This is a genomic window from Corynebacterium sp. BF-R-2, from assembly GCF_024586525.1.
Lineage (GTDB): Bacteria > Actinomycetota > Actinomycetes > Mycobacteriales > Mycobacteriaceae > Corynebacterium > Corynebacterium singulare.
Genome location: NZ_JAMFTP010000013.1, coordinates 25,263 through 43,007, shown reverse-complemented (window position 1 = coordinate 43,007; position 17,745 = coordinate 25,263). Strand labels below are relative to the sequence as shown.

The following is a 17,745-nucleotide window of genomic DNA, read 5'->3' as shown; positions in this document are numbered from 1 at the left end:
TGAGCCTTGGGGTGGGATTAGGCGCCGATGGCGACGACACCGCGCTGGATAGCATCGATGGCGCGCCGGGCATTGCGGCGAATGTCCTCTTCGTAGCCGGTTTTGGCCACCTGCTGAAGCAGGTCCACTACCTGGCGGCACCAGCGCACAAAGTCACCGGGGGTGAGCTCGGCGCCAGCTTCGTTGGCCGCGGCCATGCAGTAGGCCAGCGGCGCGCCCGCGGTCCACTGATGGATGGCCAGTGCGAAAGCAGGTTCCGGCTCACGCGTCTGCGGAAGGTTGTGGCGCCTCTCATCCGCCACGAGCTCGGTGTAGATACGCCAGGTGGCCTCCATGGCATCTGCCATGGGATCCGTGGCTGCACCGGGTTCACCGCGTGTGGCCTTTCGATTTTCAAAGACACACAGCGATGCCACACCTGCCAGCTCCGCGGGATCCAAGTCATTCCAGATACCGCGCTTCAGGCACTGCGCTACGAGGAGATCCGAGTCGGAATGGATCTTGGCAAGGCGTTCGCCCTCATCAGTGATCACTGGTTCACGGTCCTCGCCGAAGCCTTCAAACTCCACGTAGTCCATTTCAGAGAGTAGATCAACAATGCGCTCAAAGGTGCGGCCGAGGGTGTCGGTAGCACGCTCTACCTTGGCTTCGAGCTTGGCCAAGTCGCGCTCGCGGCGGGCAAGTTTCTGGGCTACACCAGCAAGTTGCTCTCGATCAGTTGCCGGCCAGTGGTGAACCGGGTGTTGGCGGATGGCGTCACGCAACTCCCCTACCTTCCTGTTGGGGCGATTCCGCGGCGCAGTGCGCATCTTTTTCGGACGCTTATAAAAGTCCCGCTTGAAGGCATCCTGAACGTACTTGGTGTGGCGGCGCGGATTCTTCTGCGCCGCGCGCGGCAGTTTCATGTGGCCGACGGAGATGGGAGGATTCTCAATGCCCTCGGCGTCGATACGCCCGGACCATCCCGATTCTGTGGTCACCCATGGGCGGGGGTCAGCAGATTGGTTGGCAGGGGTAATAACGACGGCTAACGTGGGGCGCTTCCTTGTTGCGATGGCGATAACCTCACCGACCTGGAGACGCGCGAGAACAGCGGCGACTTCTTTACGGCGCTCATTCTTCTTGTTGGCTTGGGCTGCCTTTTCCTCATCGCTCAAGGCGTGGCGCAGCCGCATGTAGTCCATAAGGACCTCCGCGGCATCCTCACCATCCGTGGTGGGTGGTGCTAAATGAGAAATCGCGTCGTCGAGCTGTGCGCGTAGTTCGCGAACGCGATGCTCAGCGCGCTCGATCTCACGGGTCTCCTCCACCACGGAGCCATCTGCCTGGAACTGGGCAAAGGACTTCTCCAACAGGCGCAGGGATTCTTCGAATCCCAGCATCCCCAACAGGTTGATGGCCATGTTGTAGCCGGGTTCAAACGTAGAAATCAGCGGGTAGGTACGCGTTGAGGCAAGGCCGGCCACCGCCTGGGGGTCCATGGCCGGCGCCCACTGCACCACCGCGTTGCCTTGCGTATCGATGCCACGGCGGCCGGCGCGACCAGTGAGCTGCGTGTATTGGCCTGGCGTGAGGTCAACGTGCGCTTCGCCGTTGAACTTGATGAGCTTCTCCAACACCACGGTGCGGGCAGGCATGTTGATGCCGAGGGCAAGGGTTTCAGTGGCAAACACGGCTCGGACGAGACCCTTGACAAAGAGCTCCTCAACGATATGCCGAAATGCCGGAAGCATGCCTGCGTGGTGAGCAGCGAACCCACGCGACAGAGCTTCACGCCAGCGCTTGAAGTCCAGAACCTGGAGGTCCTCCTCGGGGATGCCTTCCACACCTTTATCCACGATGGCTTTGATCTCCGTCGCTTCCTCCGGGGAGGTGAGCACCATGCGCGAGCGCAAGCACTGGTAGAGCGCCCCGTCACACCCTGCACGGGAGAAGATGAAGGTAATTGCCGGCAGCATGTTCATGGACTGCAGCTCTTTGAGCACTTCTGGGCGGCCGAGCGGGCGATAGCGGTCCTGTGCACGGGGTGCACCACTACGCCTGTCGTGACCGCCACCGTTGCGGTCACCGTGCCTGCCACGACCCCCGCCCTTGTGGCGTGCCCGCGAGCGGAAGCTGGCTCGCTTATTCTCGTAGGCGTCAGAAGAGCTACCAGCCGAGCGCTCCCCCGACTCCAAGCGCTCGATGCGCCGGGCAAGCTCCGCGTTGACCTGACCGCCAGAATTCGGTTCGAACAACGGGTAAATCTTGCGGCCCACCATCATCCACTGGTCCAGTGGAACGGGGCGGTTCTCGCTGACGATGACAGTGGTATCACCGCGCACGGTGCTCAGCCAACGTCCAAACTCCTCCGAGTTCGACACGGTGGCGGAGAGGCCAATGATGGAGACGTGTTCATCAAGATTGAGGATTACCTCCTCCCAGACTGCACCGCGCGAGGCGTCCGCAAGGAAGTGGATCTCATCCATGACCACGTGGGTAAGCCGCTCTAGTGCACCGGAGCCAGCGTAAATCATGTTGCGGAGCACCTCAGTGGTCATCACGAGGATGTCTGCGGAAGAGTTGATAGAGACATCACCTGTCAACAGGCCCACGGCGTCTTCACCATGGGCTTCGACGAGGTCGTGGTACTTCTGATTACTCAGTGCCTTAATCGGCGTGGTGTAGAAACAGCGGGTGCCCTGGCTCAGCGCAAGGGAGACCGCAAATTCGCCGACGATGGTTTTACCAGCACCAGTAGGCGCGCACACCAGCACGCCGTGGCCGTCCTCGACGGCTTGGCAACCCTCGATTTGGAAGTCATCCAGGGAGTACGGCAGGGCGCGGGTGAACTCGTCCAGATGCGTCAATGTCATAAGCACCCAGGGTACCTGCCCAGCGTTACCGCGGCGCAGTCGGTGACCGCTGCGCGAGGAGAAACGCGGTCAGTGCCTTTGCCAGGTCGGCTTTAACGAGTATGTCCTTAAAGGACGTCATCGAAGAATCCGCCCTGTGGCGGCTGCGTGGTGCGCGGAGCGGTGCTGGTGCTTGGCGACGCCCCCGTGGTCCGTGGAGATGGGCTACTTACTGGTGCAGCGGAGGCAGAGACACTCGTCGGGGCCTCGACTGGAGTCGGCGTGCCAATGCCCCCGGGGCCCTCGCCCAACGGCGAGGCCGTTTCATCATCGAGGTCCATCCACGCAGGACGTTCACGCTGAGCGCGATTATCGTGGATTCGGCAGAACTGGAAGGCAATCTCCACCAACAGGACGAGCGCGAGGGCCAACACCAGCATGGAAAAAGGTTCTTGTCCTGGAGTCACCACGGCTGCGAAGATCATGATGACCACAATGATGATGCGGCGCTTGTCCTTGACGTGCTCGTACTCCAGCACACCGATAAGGTTGAGGCAGACAATGAGCAGCGGAATTTCGAAGCTCACGCCAAAGATCATGAGCAGAGTGAGCAGGAAGTAGAAGTAGCGCTCACCGGTGAGCGCTGCGGTCTGGAACTCCTCACCCATCCCCATGAGGAACTCCAGTCCCACCGAGAGGATGAAGTACGCCAGAACGGCACCGAGAACAAAGAGAACCACGGCGCTGGAGACAAAGAAGAAAGTGAAGCGGCGCTCGTTCTTGTGCAGCCCGGGCACGATAAAGGCCCAAATCTGATAGAGCCACACTGGGGAGGCAAGCACCGCACCGGCGAGAGCACCAACCTTCAGACGCAGGAGAAGCATCTCAAAAGGACTGGTAGCAAGCAGACGGCATTCACCGTCTGCGCTAAAGGAAATACGGCGCTCTTCTGGCAAAGAGCAGTACGGGCCACGCAGGATTTCGCCCAACGGTGATAATCCGAAGGGTGAATGCTGGTACCACAGAAAGCCAAGAATGGTGCCCACTATCAGGGCGAGCAAGGAGATAACAATGCGCTTGCGCAGCTCCTGAAGGTGCTGCACTAAGGTCATTTCCCCGGTTGGGTTTTTCGGCTTGCGCCGTAGCTTTGAGGTCCACTTCTGCCTGCTCGTGGGTTTACTTGTAGCAGATGGTGTGCGCATATCGCTCAAGGCACACGTCCTCCCCTCTCAGGCAGAAAGATGGCGTGAATGGTGCTTAGTTCTGGGTGCCGTCTACCGGCTTGGTGGAGCGCGGCTGCATCTCCGGGCTGTTCCAGAAGTCCTCGTCGTTCTTCTTAGCGGCAGCGATCTGGCCTTGACCGTCAGCGGTGTTGTTCTCGTCCTTCATTTCTTTGACCTCGGACTTGAAGATGCGCATGGAACGACCCACGGAACGAGCGAGCTCCGGAAGCTTCTTAGCGCCGAAGAGCAGCACGATTACGAGGACGACAAGGCCGATTTCCAAAGGTCCCACAGTCATGGGGAAGCCCCTTCTTTCATAGTCGGTGGTGCGTGTTACGGATGTGGAGAACACCTCGCAACGAGCGCACGCGGAGAGCACTTAATCTGGGAGTTGAGTATAACGCTCGATGGCGCGATTTCTATGCTGCGAAATAGCGCGGACGAGCTTTGCAGGGCCAGTAACCCGCAACCTATCGCCTTGGCCGAGCGCAAAACGGGTGAACCACGCCTCAGAGCCAATCGGCATCGTTGCAGCTATGAGGCCATTTCCAAGGTCCTTACCCAGGGTGATGTCATAGTGCTCTGCTAGCCAGGTGAACTCTTGGTGAATCTCGAGCTCAGCGGTGAGAGTGTGATCTAGACCAAACGGTGAATCAGGGTTGAAGTCTAGCTCGCGGAGGTGCGGGGTTGCCGGTGCGTCCAGCACCTCCACGTCCTTCATACGGTCGAGACGGAAGGTGCGATGCTCTCCCGTCGCTTCTCCACCGGCGGACTCATCCCAGGCCACGAGGTAAGGTTCACCGTCCACGATGAAGATACGAGCGGGGTGCACAGTACGCTCGCGTGTGCGGTTGGAGGACATACTCCAGTAAGTGAAGCGCACCTGCTTGTGGTTGTTTATAGCTCCTGCCAATGCCGCTTGGACCTGGGATTCTTCCGGGTCAGTTGCGGCGAGAGAGTCATAGATAGCAGCGGTCTTCTCATCCATGATGTCGCGCAGCTTGGCGGCGGCGGAATGGACAGAGGAGACGTCGACAAGCCCTGGCATTGCCTCTAGAGATTCAAGCGTCAGCAACAGCGCCCCGGCCTCCGTCGGAGTAAGGCGCAGTGCCTGGGTTAAGCCCTGGTCGTTGTAGATCTCAATGCCATCGCGGTAGCTGAAGCTTAAGTCAATGAGTTCTTCGGTATTACGCCCCACGCCTGAGCAGAAAAGTCTATCCACGGCATCTTTCAGCTCCGCTGGGGTCATGCCGAGATCCTCTGCCGCTTCCATCGGGGTGAGATCCGGGTGGTTGCGCAGATACGGAATGAGATTGAGCGAGCGAACGAGCGCCTGCAGCTTACGTGAGTGATCAGTCATGGGGCCCCTCCTCAGTGCTGCCACCGCGCAGAAGGCTAAGAATGTCGACGCGGATCTCCTCAGGCTCAAGCACGATGACATCGGGCGCGTAGCCAGCGGCAGTACGAACCAGCCAATCGCGCTGAACGTCTGTGAGCTCGAGCAGGCCATCGTTGCGGCGGTTTCCCGCCTCGACGAGCTCGGCTGCTTGGCCTTCCGGCACGTTGAGAACGGCACTGATGGTTTCACCCCGATCCAGTGCGGCGATAACGAGGTCTTGTAGTGGTGCACTTGGCTCCAGATGCGTGGCTTCCTGGCGGGAACGGCGAACGTTGTCGATGCGCGTGGCGCGGAACGTGCGTGGTGCTTCACGGTCAGCATCCCAGCCAACGAGGTAAACACGGTCACGGTGGTTGACCAACCCCCACGGGTCCATGAGGCGGCGTATAGGTTCGGAGGCCGGCGTAGGGTAATAATCAAAGGAGATGCGCACTCCGGCCCGTACCGCGGTGATAATTGCCTTCACCAGCTCCGGACTGAGTTTTGTCATGTCATTGACTGCGGTATACACCGGAGCCCCAGAAAGATCGCGCGACGCACCTGAAGCTGCGATCTTGGTCCATGCCGAAAGACTGAAATCGCTCAACCCACCGGGCGTGCCAATGCCCCCGGCAACACCCAGAACCATGGCTTCTTCGGGGGTGAAATCCACAGGTGGTAGCTGGTAATCCTCAGGGTTAAGCCGGTAGAGCGGACCTTCTGGCCCACTGGTGTGAACGACGGGAACACCCGCACGCTGCAGAGTTACGATGTCGCGGGACAGCTGCTTGCTAAAGGCTTCATCGCTCTTCCTCTGATAACCCTCAACGTGAGTTCGGATCCATGCAGCGCTGCGGTCAGGGACACCGCCTTGGTGGGCGGCTCCATGAAGAGCGAAAGTGAGGTTGGTGAGCCTTTCAACGGCTGTGTCCCAGGCCGGAGCCCGGTGTGCGGTGCGGTCAGCTGACGCCATGGTGGCAGGCTCCTTCGTGCTAAACGCCGTGGTGTGAACGCATATAGTCTAACAACCCGTCCAAACGCTGATCCTCGGATACGAAGGGATCGGAGAACTCCTCCGTCATAGGTTCTGGCCGGTTGACCTTCATCCGCGTCCAATCCACCGTCACAGCGGCATCAAGTTGGCGGGCAGCTGCAAGGAACTCCCCGCGCAGTTTGGCACGGGTTGTCTGTGGTGGGTTATCAACGGCAGCCTCGATGGTCGCGTCATCAATCCAGCGTTTCACCATCCCACGCTGTTCCAACACGCTGAAAAGCCCCCGGCCGGGACGGATATCGTGGTAGGTCAGATCGATTTGTGCCAATTTGGGGTGGGCCCACTCCCCTCCCAGGCGCGCGCGGTAGCGTTCAAGCAGGCTGCGCTTGATAACCCAATCAATTTCGCGGTCCACTCCAGAGAAGTCTTGGGACTCGATTGCCGTGAGCATGCGCTGCCAGAGGTCTACGACGCGCGCCATTTCCGCGGTAGGCGTGCCGGCATCCTCGCGGTAATCAAGCCAGCGCTGCGCTGCTGCGCAGAGAGCTTGCTGCACCTCGAGCGCAGTGGCAGTAGAACCATCGGCGAGCGGCAGCCGCGTACTGCCCGTGGGATCGAGCGCAATGTCACGAATGTGGTGAATCGGGTGCTGCACAGCACAGTGAGGAACGTCAAAGCCTGCCTCAAGCATCTCGAGCATGAGCAATGTGGAACCAACCTTGAGCGCCACGGTGGGCTCAGCCATGGAGGAGTCACCCACGATGACGTGCATTCGGCGGAAACGCTTGGAATCTCCATGCGGTTCATCCCGGGTATTAATGATGGGGCGCGAGCGGGTTGTTGCCGAAGATACACCCTCCCATACCTGGTCGGCGCGTTGGGAGAGCACAAAGCGAGCCGGTTCATCACCTGCAGACTTCTGAATCATGCCCGCACCACAAATGAGCTGGCGAGTAATCATGAAGGGCAGCAGAGCCTGGCCGAGGTCCTTAAGCACGACGTGGCGGCTGATGAGGTAGTTCTCGTGGCAGCCATAGGAGTTACCGGCGGAGTCCACGTTGTTTTTAAACAGGTACACCGCGCGCTCCTCACCCTCGGCGGCCAGAGTGTCCTCGGCCTGCCGCGCCATGCTGTCCACCATGCGGTCACCGGCACGTTCATAGGCAATGAGCTGGCTCAGGCTGTCACACTCGGCAGTAGCAATCTCCGGGTGGGATCCCACATCGAGGTACAGGCGGGAGGCGTTGGCAGCGAAGATATTTGAGGATGAATACTTCGCAACCACGGGACGAAAGAGGAGGCGGGCGATTTCATCTGGGGACATCGCACGTTGTCCAGCAGCCGTGGAAGCCGTGATGCCGTACTCGGTTTCGATGCCCATGATGCGCCGCGCGTAGACGGGGGCGTTACCGGAGAACTGATCCACCCCTATTCGCCACCCTTTTGCACGTAGGAACGCACAAATTCCTCGGCATTGGACTCTAGAAGGCCATCAATCTCATCGAGAAGATCGTCGGTGCCTGCGCTGTTGATGCTGACCTGCCCGGCGTCGAACTCCTCGGCATTATCGTTCGAGTTGCCGCCGCCGCCGGCGTTGACCTGGGACTGGTTTCCACTCATGGTGAATGCTCCTTTCATGAGCTACAAGCGTGGTGAAGAGCTAAAGCTGAGGCGAGAAGCCATTCGTGCTTCATACCGTGCTTAATACAACGTAGGGTACTCGATGGTGACGCCCAGCTGGCGGAGTCCGTCAATGAACTCCGCGGCGGTTGCTGAGGAATCGAGCACAGCGCCGACGTCGCCCTCCCCCAGCTTCGTCGTCTCATCCAGCGCCACAGAGGCGGCACCGGATTGAGCGCCGTCCTCCGGTCCTATGCGGAATGTCAGCGATTGCCAGGAAGCGGCGAGGACATCGTCACCAAACTTTTGGGTGGCACGTCCGCGAAGATAGGCGCGGGTATCGTTCGGCGGGTTATCGGCCGCACGGGTGAGCTCATCGTCGCTGACAAGCGTGCGCATTTGGCCCTTGCGCACCAATGCATGATGCAGAGACTTTGCCGGATCGATGTCTGTGTACTGGAGATCAATGAGAGCGAGCTTGGGATCATCAGCTGCGAGACCACGGTCCACATAGCCCTTGATGAGCCGATACTTGGCCACCCAATCCAACAGATGAGCGGCTTTGAGTGGATCCTCGGCAAGCAATTCCACCACCTCATCCCAGGCGTCAAGAACTTTTTCCTCTGCAGGAGAAGTAGCAGTGACGCGTTCGCGATAGGCAGCGAGGATATCGAGGGCGGTGAGGCGGCGGCCGTCGACAAGCTGCAGCTCGTGGGTCAAGGTGAGATCGCGGCTAACGCGCTGGACCTCTGCCACCGGTTCCGCCAAGCGCAGATCGCTAAAGTCCACGCCGTCCTCGATAGCATCCAGAACTAGAGCGGTCATGCCGAGTTTGAGCAACGTCGAGGTGTGGGACATGGTGGCGTCCCCGATGATGACGTGCAGACGTCCGTAGTCCTCAGCCACCGCATGCGGTTCATCGCGGGTATTAATGATGCCGCGGTTGAGAGTAGTTTCCAGGGAAATCTCGGTTTCGATGTAGTCTGCGCGCTGCGAGATCTGAAACCCTGCCTCTTCGCCGTCAGCACCGAGACCCATGCGGCCGGCACCCGTGACCACCTGGCGGGTCACGAAGAAAGGAATGAGTCCCTGCGCGATGTCCTCAAAATTGGTGTCGCGGGAGTATTGATAGTTCTCGTGGCTACCGTAAGAAGCGCCTTTGCCATCGACATTGTTCTTGTAGAACTTCAGAGGCGGACACGGATCGTGGTTGGCCAACACGGACGTACCTTGTGCGGTGAGCTTAGTGACGGCCTCCGCCGCTCGGCGTAGGATGAGATCCCCCGCGGCATCATACAGCATTCCTTCCCAGGCCGTGGTGCATTCTGGTGAGGAGTACTCGGGGTGCGCATGATCGACGTAAAAGCGCGCGCCATTGGCGGTGACCACGTTGGCAACACCGATGGCGTTCGGATCTACGACAGGCACGGTGTGATAGCGCTTGAGATCGAAACCGCGGCTGTCACGCAAGGGATGTTCTTCACGGAAATCCCACCGGGAGCGCGCTCCCGTGTGCAGCGCAGCATAGGCTACGACGGCATGCGTAGAGGACACGATGGGTGACAAGGCGGGATTCGATGGCGTCGAGATGCCGTATTCGGTCTCAGTACCAAGTACGCGTTTCATTCTTCCCATGTCTACGCTCCCATCAACTCAACACCGGTGACATGTGCCCCCACAGAGGTTCCGGCGACGATCTTGGCCCACTCCTCCGGGTTCGCGGAAGTGGGTACGTACTCTGATTCTGCTTGCTCGGCGGCAATAGCCTCATGAAGGTGCGCTGCGGTAATACCTGATACCGAGCCGTCGGCTGCTGTCAAGGCTTCCTTGATAGCCAGCTTCTTTGCGCGGGACACGATATTGGCAATCATCGCACCGGACACAAAGTCCCGGTAATGCAGTACGCGCGGCTCCGCGTTGGCGAAGCGCAACTTGACGAAGGGCCGGTCAGCGTACAGGTCCTCCACCGCGTCATCGATGAGCGCGTCAAGCTCGCCTTGGTGCGGCACCGAGTCTGGGAAGTGACGGGCAAAGATTTCTCGCGCTCCCTGTTTGGTTGGACGGTTGACACGGATTTTGATGTCGAGACGACCCGGACGCATGATGGCCGGATCAATAAGTTCTTCACGGTTGGTAGCACCGATGACGATAACGTTGTTGAGCTTTTCTACGCCGTCCAGCTCCGTGAGAAGCTGCGGAACCACGGTGGTTTCCATGTCGGAGGACACACCGGAACCGCGGGTGCGAAAGATGGACTCCATCTCGTCGAAGAAAATAATGACTGGACGCTGGCTCCCGTCCGCGGTCTGCTCGGAGGCCAGCTCGCGCGCTCGCTCGAAGATGAGGCGGATACGTCGCTCCGTTTCGCCCACGAACTTATTGAGTAGCTCTGGGCCCTTAACGTTGAGAAAATAGCTGGGCGCAGTGGCGCCCAGGGAGGCAGACAGCGAATGAGCCACGGCCTTGGCAATCAGAGTCTTTCCGCAGCCTGGAGGGCCATAGAGCAACACGCCCTTGGGTGGCTGAAGATCGAACTGACGGTACAGATCCGGGTGCAGGAAGGGTAGCTCCACGGAGTCGCGGATTTGGGATATCTGCTCATCAAGGCCGCCAATGTCCTCGTAAGAAACATCGGGAACTTCCTCCAACGTCAGCTGCGCCACTTCTGTCTTGTGGACACGCTCCGAAGCCACGGCTGACTTCGGCTCGATGAGCAGTGTGTCCCCGGCACGGACGGTATCACGCAAGTCTGCAGCTAACAGGATCACCTGCTCCTCGCCCGCGGAATTGGTCACCACCGCTCGGTCAGTGCCAATGCGTTCTTGAAGTGTTCCCAGCGAGCCAGTGCTAACGGGCGCACAGGCCTCGACGACGACGAAACCTTCACCGAGGCGCACCTGCTGCCCCACCTTGAGCGAGCCTGGTTCGAGGTTAGGAGAAATCTTCACCCGCATGACGCGCCCATTGGTATAAACCTCGGCATCGCGGCGCGAATCGTGAGGGCGGCCGGAATAACCCAAGAAAACACCGTATGTGGACGCGGGTTCTGCAAGTGCATCAACCTCTGCGAGTAACTGCTGAAGCTTGACGCGCGCGTCCTTCAACAAAGCGGCGAGCTTGGTGTTGCGTTCAGAAAGCTGGTCTATCTGGCGGCGCAACTGAGTGTGCTCGGAGGAGTGGGTGGCATCGTTCATAGAATCCACCCTAGCGCGCGGGTGGGGGCCTTATCCCCTACTTTCGTGCGCGGCGCTGCGGGCGGGGCGGCGTGACGCCGTCGGCAAGCCGGCGCGTCCAAATGAGGAATGCGGTGTGGGCATTCATTCGGTGCTCTGGACGGGTAGCCAGGCCCTCGACCTTCCACTCACGCACGAGGGACTCCCAAGCCTTCGGCTCCGTGAAGCATTTGAGCTCACGAATGCCTTCCATGACCTTCATCAGCTGCGGAACGGTGGCAACGTAGGTCATGAACACACCGCCTGGAATGAGGACGTCACGCACCTTTTCCAGATGCTCCCAAGGTTCAAGCATGTCTAGGATGACACGGTCGACCGGGCCCCCGAGATCCTCGACGCTGACATCAGCCAGATCTCCCAGGCGCGGGCTCCACCACTCTGGCTGCTCGCCGAAGTACTCCGTGACGTTGTCCACGGCATACTCCAAATGGTCATCGCGGACCTCATAGGAGTACACGTGGCCTTGGGGGCCCACGGCGCGCAGGAGCGTCATGGACAGCGCGCCCGAACCTGCGCCTGCTTCCAGCACTCGGGCGCCCATGAAAATATCGCCCTCGACCAAAATCTGTGCGGAATCCTTGGGGTAGATAACTGCCGCACCGCGTGGCATGGACAGCACGTGGTCCACCATGAGATGACGGAAAAGCAGGAAGGAGCTGCCCAGGGTGGAGTCAATCACCGAGCCTTCATCGAGTCCCACGATGTCATCGTGGTTGATGATGCCCTTGTGCGAATGAAACTGGCCTCCCTCCTCGAGGATGATGGTGTAGTGACGGCGCTTAGCATCAGTAAGCTGCACGCGGTCGCCGTAGCTGAAGGGGCCAGAATAAGCCATAGCGTCAAGGGCCTTTCACAGAGTGCGGGGTACGGGGTTAACCCACCAAGTATGCCTCAAGAGCCTGGCCGAGCCATAGTTGGTCACGCTCACCTACCAGCTCACGTGCTGAGTGCATGGACAGCATCGGGACTCCGACATCGACCGTCGGGATACCCAGACGGGTAGCAGAGATGGGCCCAATGGTGGAACCGCATGGTACGTCATTGTTGCCCACAAAACGCTGGAAAGGCACGTCAGCGCGGCGGCACGCGTCCTCCCACAGCGACACAGTCTGGGCATCAGAGGCATAGCGCTGGTTGCCATTAATCTTGGTCACCGGCCCCTGGCCAATGATGGGGTGATGAGTGGGATCGTGCTTCTCCGCGTAGTTGGGATGCACCGAGTGCGCGGCATCTGCGGAGACGCAGCTGGAGCGAGCGAACATCTGAAAACGCTGCTCCTCAGTGGCGCCCAGTGCCCGTGCGGTGCGAGTAAGCACATCCCCCAGGATGGGCCCTCCAGCACCGTAACGTGACGAGGAGCCGACCTCCTCGTGGTCAAAAGCGGCCATGACGAGGATGTCGTTGTGGCTCGAATTATCAGCCACGCTGGCCTGCTCAGCAGCCGATATCAGCGCCCGCAGCGACGCATGGACGGAGGACAGGTTATCCATTCTGCCAGCAGCGATGAGCTTCTCTCCGGCGCCAAACACCGCTCCGCGCTGGGCGTCGGCAGTAATGAGATTGAAGGAAGCGATGTCTTCTGGGCAAATGCCGAGCTGCTTGCCGACGACCCCGAGAACCGACGTCTCCGGAGTCCCTACGGACAGCACCGGCTGCATGTGGCGCTGACGGTCAGGCTTGAACTCATCCTTGCGGTAAAGGTGGATTGCCAGGGAAGGCAGGCGCAACAACGGCCCCGTATTGACGAGGTGGCGAGTGCCGTCCTTCGTCATGACCTGCCCGCCCACGGTCAGCTCGCGGTCAAACCAACTGTGAAGAAGCACGCCGCCATAGACTTCCACAGCAACCTGCTGCCAGCCGGCGGAATCGAAATCCGGGGTAGGTTTCAGGGCCAAGCCCGGGGAATCGGTATGGGAACCGATGATCCGGAAACCCGAGTCCGGGCCAGCGCCCTCCGGAACGTACCAAGCCATGACGGCTCCGCCGCGCACCATCACGTGCCCACCTGGCGCTGCCGACCACTCATCAGTCTCCTCTTGGCGGCTAAAACCAGCCTCCGTTAGTAGGCGCGCTACTTCCTCCGCAGCGTGATAAGAGGAGGGGCTGGCAGCAATGAAGTCGAGAAAATCTTCCGTCGTTTTCCTAGTAGTCATACCTTCAAGCTTGCCATGCCGAGGAGACGCGCGTCTGCTGCATTGTGTATCGCAGTGCTGATATCGGCATGCGCTAGGCTGAGGAGCATTATGCCACAGCGAATAGCACTTTCTCCTTCCCGCGCCTCCGACTACAACCAGTGCCCCCTGCTCTATCGCTTTCGAGCGATAGACAAGCTGCCTGAGCCGAAGACGAAGGCACAGGTTAAGGGAACACTGGTTCACGCGGTGCTGGAAAACATGCACAACTTGCCTCGTGAGGAACGCGATTATCCGGTGGCAGTCAAGATGATTAAGCCGGAGTGGGCTTCCATGCTGAAAGAGTCGCCTGACCTGCGCGAGCTCGTCCCGGAAGAGGAAGAGCTGGACTTCTTCGTGGAGGCGCGCGAGCTGGTCAAGGGCTATTTCCAGATGGAGAACCCGCAAGGCTTCGATGCCCATGAGTGCGAGATGTACGTCGACACCGTCCTCCCCAACGGAGTTCCGGTTCGCGGCTTCATCGACCGCGTGGATGTGGCACCCACCGGTGAGGTTCGCGTGGTGGACTATAAGACTGGCAAGAAGCCTATCCCCCGCTATTCCCACGACGCACAATTCCAGATGCGCTTCTATGCCCTTGTGTACTGGCGCCTCTTTAACACCATCCCGACGCAGCTGCGTCTGATGTACCTCAAGGTATTGGACTCCATGTTCCTCACGCCGGGGCCCGAGGAACTGGAATATTTCGAGCGCGACTTAGGCGAGCTGTGGGCGAAAATCGAAGGCGACGGTAAATCGGGTGATTTTCGCCCCAAAACATCGAAACTCTGCGGTTGGTGCTCGTTTCAGGACCTCTGCCCTGCCTTCGGCGGCACGCCACCCGAGTATCCCGGCTGGCCGGGCTAGGACGCTGCGCTCATCGCACACCGGCCTAGTGGACACAACGACCTAGAGGACAGTTCTAGAACAGGCCAGAAATCGAGCCCTCGGCATCGACGTCGATGTTGTTAGCCGCTGGCTTCTTGGGCAGTCCTGGCATGGTCATGACATCACCGGTAAGCGCCACGATGAAGCCGGCACCCGTGCGTGGCTGAAGCTCGCGCACATGGAGGGTGTGGCCTTCAGGGGCACCAAGTTGGCTCGGATCATCAGAGAAGGAGTACTGCGTCTTTGAGATGACCACCGGGAAATCTTCCCAGCCGTTGTCCTTGATGTACTTGAGATCCTTTAGCGCCTTGCTGGAATATTCCACGCGCTCAGCCCGATAGATCGTCGTTGCGATGGTTTTAATGGAGGCTTCGATTCCCTCCGCGGGGTCATAAAGCTGCCGTGAGCTGCCCTCCGAAAGGTTCTCCAACAGCAACTCTGCAAGCTCGATGGCGCCATCGCCGCCCTTGGACCAGACATCGGCCTCTTCAAGAGCTACGCCCATGTCCTGTGCCCACTGGCGCATGAACTCACGCTCGGCGTCCGTATCGCTGCTGAAGAGGTTGAGGGCCACCACCGGCGTGAGACCAAAACTGCGGAGGTTTTCCACGTGACGCTCAAGGTTGACCACACCCTTCTGCAGGGCATCGAGGTTCTCCGTGGTGAGTTCTTCACGAGGCTGGCCACCGTTGTACTTCTGTGAGCGGATGGTGGCCACCACAACTGCACCGGCCACGTCAAGGTCACCAAAGCGAGCTTTGATGTCCATGAACTTCTCGCCGCCGAGGTCAGCGCCAAAGCCTGCCTCAGTAAGAACGATGTCACCAAAGCGCATCGCGGTGTGGGTAGCTAGCAGTGTGTTGCAGCCATGCGCGATGTTGGCGAAGGGGCCACCATGAACGAAGGCGGGCGTGCCTGCAAGCGTTTGCACCAGATTCGGGTTGAGTGCATCGCGCATCAATGCGGTAAGGGCACCTTCTGCGCCCAGCTCACGCGCGGTCACGGGCTTCTGGTCGTAGGTGTATCCGACGGTGATGTCACCAAGGCGCTTCTTCAGATCTGCCAGATCGGTGGCAAGACCAAGAATGGCCATGATTTCCGAGGCCGCAGTAATCGTAAAACCAGTCTCGGCAGGAACTCCATGGGCCGGGCCGCCTAATCCCGTGACAACGTTGCGCAACGCGCGGTCGTTGACGTCAATACAGCGCTGCCACGTCACGCGGCGTGGATCGATGTTCAGTGCATTTCCCTGGTGGATGTGGTTGTCAATGATGGCGGCTAAGGTGTTGGTGGCCGCCGCGATGGCGTGAAAGTCACCCGTGAAGTGGAGGTTGATGTCCTCCATCGGTACAACCTGTGAGTACCCGCCGCCAGCAGCGCCACCTTTGATGCCCATGACTGGGCCCTGGGAGGGCTCGCGCAGCGCCACGACGGCCTTCTTGCCGATTTTTGCTAAGGCGTCAGTGAGGCCGATCAGGACAGTGGACTTGCCTTCGCCTGCCGGCGTGGGCGATACACCTGTGACGAGGACGACCTTGCCCTTCTCAGGGAAATCGCCGATCTGCGTGATATCTACCTTGGCCTTCGTGCGGCCATACGGGATAAGCGCGGAATCGGGAATGCCGGCGCGGGCTGCAATGTCAGTGATGGGCTCGAGCTCGTGAGCCTGGGCAATGTCAACGTCAGAAGGCTGTGTACTCATATCGACCAGTTTAGCGCGCCAGAGTGCGGAAAATTGCGGCTAAAGGTAGACAAAAGGCCCTTCCCGGCGGCCAGTGTGGGCTGTCGACACTGGTCGCCCAGGGGCCATAGTAGATCACGGCGAGTATCTACTAAATGATAACTGCGCCGAAGATGTAACAGAGGAGAATAGACAGAACGATGCTCACGACACCCGGGATGATGAACGGGTGGTTGAACACTGCCTTGCCGATGCGGGTAGAGCCTGTATCGTCCATCTCAACCGCTGCGAGGAGCGTCGGGTAGGTCGGTAGGATGAACAGAGCAGAGACGGCCGGGAACGCAGCAACGGCCGTGAGCGGGTTAACGCCCAGAGCCAAGGCGGCCGGCATGAGTGCCTTGGTTGTAGCCGCCTGGGAGTACAAGAGCGCTGCGGCGAAGAAGAGAACCACGGCCAACAGCCACGGTGCAGAGGCGATAACCTCACCGGAGAGTTCCTTGATGTCTTCCATGTAGTGGTTAATCAGGGAGGTACCAAGCCATGCAACACCGAGCACACAGATACAGGCGGACATACCGGACTTAAACACCGGAGTGTTGAGGACATCGCCCGCGGCAATCTTCGTGACCATCACGATGAGCGTTGCTGCCGTGAGCATGACCGTCATGATGGCCTCGTTACGTGGCAGAGTCGGCTCTTCAATCAGGCCCACCTGGGAGGAGGTCAGCGTGGCCCACAGCATGACAATGACGATAGCGACAAGGAAGATGATGACGGAGGTCTTTGCGCCTTGGACAGGGGTGTAGTTGGTAGAACCCTGCGGCATCTTTACAAGGCCCTGAGCCTTGCGTTCCTGGTAGACGGGATCATCTTCCAGCTCCACACCGGAGCGGTTAGCCAGCCAAGCAGCCGGGAAAATAGCCAGAAAGGTCGCCGGAAGAAGCACAGCCAAGATCTGGAGGTAACCCACTCCCTGTGGCTCAAGCAGCGAAGCTAAGAGCACGACGGCGGCAGAAATCGGCGAGGCACAAATCGCCATCTGAGAGGCCACCACGGCAATGGACAGCGGGCGGGACGGGCGGACCTTGCCTTCCTTGGCCACCTCCACAATCACCGGAAGAGTCGAGAAAGCCGTGTGGCCGGTACCAGCAAGCACCGTCATCAGCCACGTGACAATCGGAGCGTAGAAGGTGATCCTCTTCGGGTTCTTGCGAAGGAATTTCTCGGCCAAGTAAACCAAGTAGTCCATGCCGCCGGCGCGCTGCATAGCAGCGATGGCAGCGATCACGGTCATAATGATGCCGATAACGTCGAAGGGAATGTCTTCGCGGGTAATCGGCACTCCAGTCAGGCCGAGGAGAAGGACGCCGAGGCCACCAGCCATACCGATGCCGATTGAGCCTATTCGGGCGCCCAAGTAGATCGCCGCAAGGACGATGATGATGTGCACAACAACCATTGTGTGACTCCAATTTTTGCAGCAGAGCTGCACGTTAGGAAGTGGGTCGCGTCAAGCCTGAGTTGAGCCGACGAACGACATTTGACTATTTTTATTCTTCCCTATTCGCGCCCAAAAGTGGACATTTACGCCCGATTGTGTCCACTTACACACCCGTAAGTAGGTGCTTCTCTTCCCGCGGAAGACGCCACGATGAGGAGAAAACGGAGACAGCGCCCGTGCAAACCAAGAGGGCTGCACAGGCGCTGTCAAGCGCACTTTGCA

14 protein-coding genes are annotated in these 17,745 nt (G+C 59.5%); 1 reads left to right on the top strand and 13 read right to left on the bottom strand.

Going from position 1 to position 17,745, the window contains the following annotated elements:
* Nucleotides 1–17: 17 nt before the first annotated feature.
* The 11 genes from M5J09_RS10365 to M5J09_RS10315 all read right to left on the bottom strand — a co-directional run bounded on the left by M5J09_RS10365 (nucleotide 18) and on the right by M5J09_RS10315 (nucleotide 13,435).
* Nucleotides 18–2,855: an RNA helicase gene (locus M5J09_RS10365; protein WP_257157795.1), complete on the bottom strand. Its 2,838-nt coding sequence runs from the start codon at nucleotides 2,853–2,855 to the stop codon at nucleotides 18–20.
* A 107-nt stretch (nucleotides 2,856–2,962) separates the two neighbouring features.
* Nucleotides 2,963–3,946 (bottom strand): twin-arginine translocase subunit TatC, encoded by a 984-nt coding sequence (tatC, locus tag M5J09_RS10360; protein ID WP_257157794.1) that lies wholly within the window; start codon nucleotides 3,944–3,946, stop codon nucleotides 2,963–2,965.
* A gap of 145 nt (nucleotides 3,947–4,091) precedes the next feature.
* Complete coding sequence (tatA, locus tag M5J09_RS10355; protein WP_042530855.1) at nucleotides 4,092–4,355, bottom strand: Sec-independent protein translocase subunit TatA; 264 nt, start codon at nucleotides 4,353–4,355, stop codon at nucleotides 4,092–4,094.
* Nucleotides 4,356–4,436: 81 nt separating this feature from the next.
* Nucleotides 4,437–5,417 carry a YafY family protein gene (locus M5J09_RS10350; protein WP_257157793.1) on the bottom strand — a complete coding sequence of 327 codons (981 nt, stop codon included), beginning with the start codon at nucleotides 5,415–5,417 and terminating at the stop codon, nucleotides 4,437–4,439.
* Nucleotides 5,410–6,408, bottom strand: a complete 999-nt coding sequence (locus M5J09_RS10345) for a YafY family protein (protein ID WP_257157792.1) — start codon at nucleotides 6,406–6,408, stop codon at nucleotides 5,410–5,412. The genes M5J09_RS10350 and M5J09_RS10345 overlap by 8 nt, the downstream gene beginning before the upstream one ends.
* A gap of 19 nt (nucleotides 6,409–6,427) precedes the next feature.
* Complete coding sequence (gene pafA / locus M5J09_RS10340; RefSeq protein WP_257157838.1) at nucleotides 6,428–7,810, bottom strand: Pup--protein ligase; 1,383 nt, start codon at nucleotides 7,808–7,810, stop codon at nucleotides 6,428–6,430.
* Between the two features lie 47 nt (nucleotides 7,811–7,857).
* Nucleotides 7,858–8,049 (bottom strand): ubiquitin-like protein Pup, encoded by a 192-nt coding sequence (locus M5J09_RS10335; protein WP_257157791.1) that lies wholly within the window; start codon nucleotides 8,047–8,049, stop codon nucleotides 7,858–7,860.
* 81 nt (nucleotides 8,050–8,130) lie between these two features.
* Complete coding sequence (gene dop / locus M5J09_RS10330; RefSeq protein WP_257157790.1) at nucleotides 8,131–9,675, bottom strand: depupylase/deamidase Dop; 1,545 nt, start codon at nucleotides 9,673–9,675, stop codon at nucleotides 8,131–8,133.
* An 11-nt stretch (nucleotides 9,676–9,686) separates the two neighbouring features.
* On the bottom strand, nucleotides 9,687–11,243 hold the full coding sequence (gene arc / locus M5J09_RS10325; RefSeq protein ID WP_257157789.1) for a proteasome ATPase: 1,557 nt from the start codon (nucleotides 11,241–11,243) through the stop codon (nucleotides 9,687–9,689).
* A 37-nt stretch (nucleotides 11,244–11,280) separates the two neighbouring features.
* Nucleotides 11,281–12,117 (bottom strand): tRNA (adenine-N1)-methyltransferase, encoded by an 837-nt coding sequence (locus M5J09_RS10320; RefSeq protein ID WP_257157788.1) that lies wholly within the window; start codon nucleotides 12,115–12,117, stop codon nucleotides 11,281–11,283.
* 37 nt (nucleotides 12,118–12,154) lie between these two features.
* Entirely contained in the window at nucleotides 12,155–13,435 is a 1,281-nt protein-coding gene (locus M5J09_RS10315; RefSeq protein ID WP_257157787.1) for a M18 family aminopeptidase, read from the bottom strand.
* A 90-nt stretch (nucleotides 13,436–13,525) separates the two neighbouring features.
* Here M5J09_RS10315 and M5J09_RS10310 point away from each other — a divergent pair, with 90 nt between their 5' ends.
* A complete protein-coding gene (locus tag M5J09_RS10310) occupies nucleotides 13,526–14,320 on the top strand; it encodes a RecB family exonuclease (RefSeq protein WP_257157786.1) in 795 nt (264 codons plus the stop codon).
* A gap of 55 nt (nucleotides 14,321–14,375) precedes the next feature.
* Here the strand turns inward: M5J09_RS10310 and M5J09_RS10305 are convergent, their stop codons facing one another.
* Both M5J09_RS10305 and M5J09_RS10300 read right to left on the bottom strand, forming a co-directional pair.
* Nucleotides 14,376–16,043, bottom strand: coding sequence for a formate--tetrahydrofolate ligase (locus M5J09_RS10305; protein ID WP_257157785.1), 1,668 nt, complete (start codon nucleotides 16,041–16,043; stop codon nucleotides 14,376–14,378).
* A gap of 130 nt (nucleotides 16,044–16,173) precedes the next feature.
* Nucleotides 16,174–17,481 (bottom strand): anaerobic C4-dicarboxylate transporter, encoded by a 1,308-nt coding sequence (locus tag M5J09_RS10300; protein WP_257157784.1) that lies wholly within the window; start codon nucleotides 17,479–17,481, stop codon nucleotides 16,174–16,176.
* Nucleotides 17,482–17,745 lie beyond the last annotated feature (264 nt).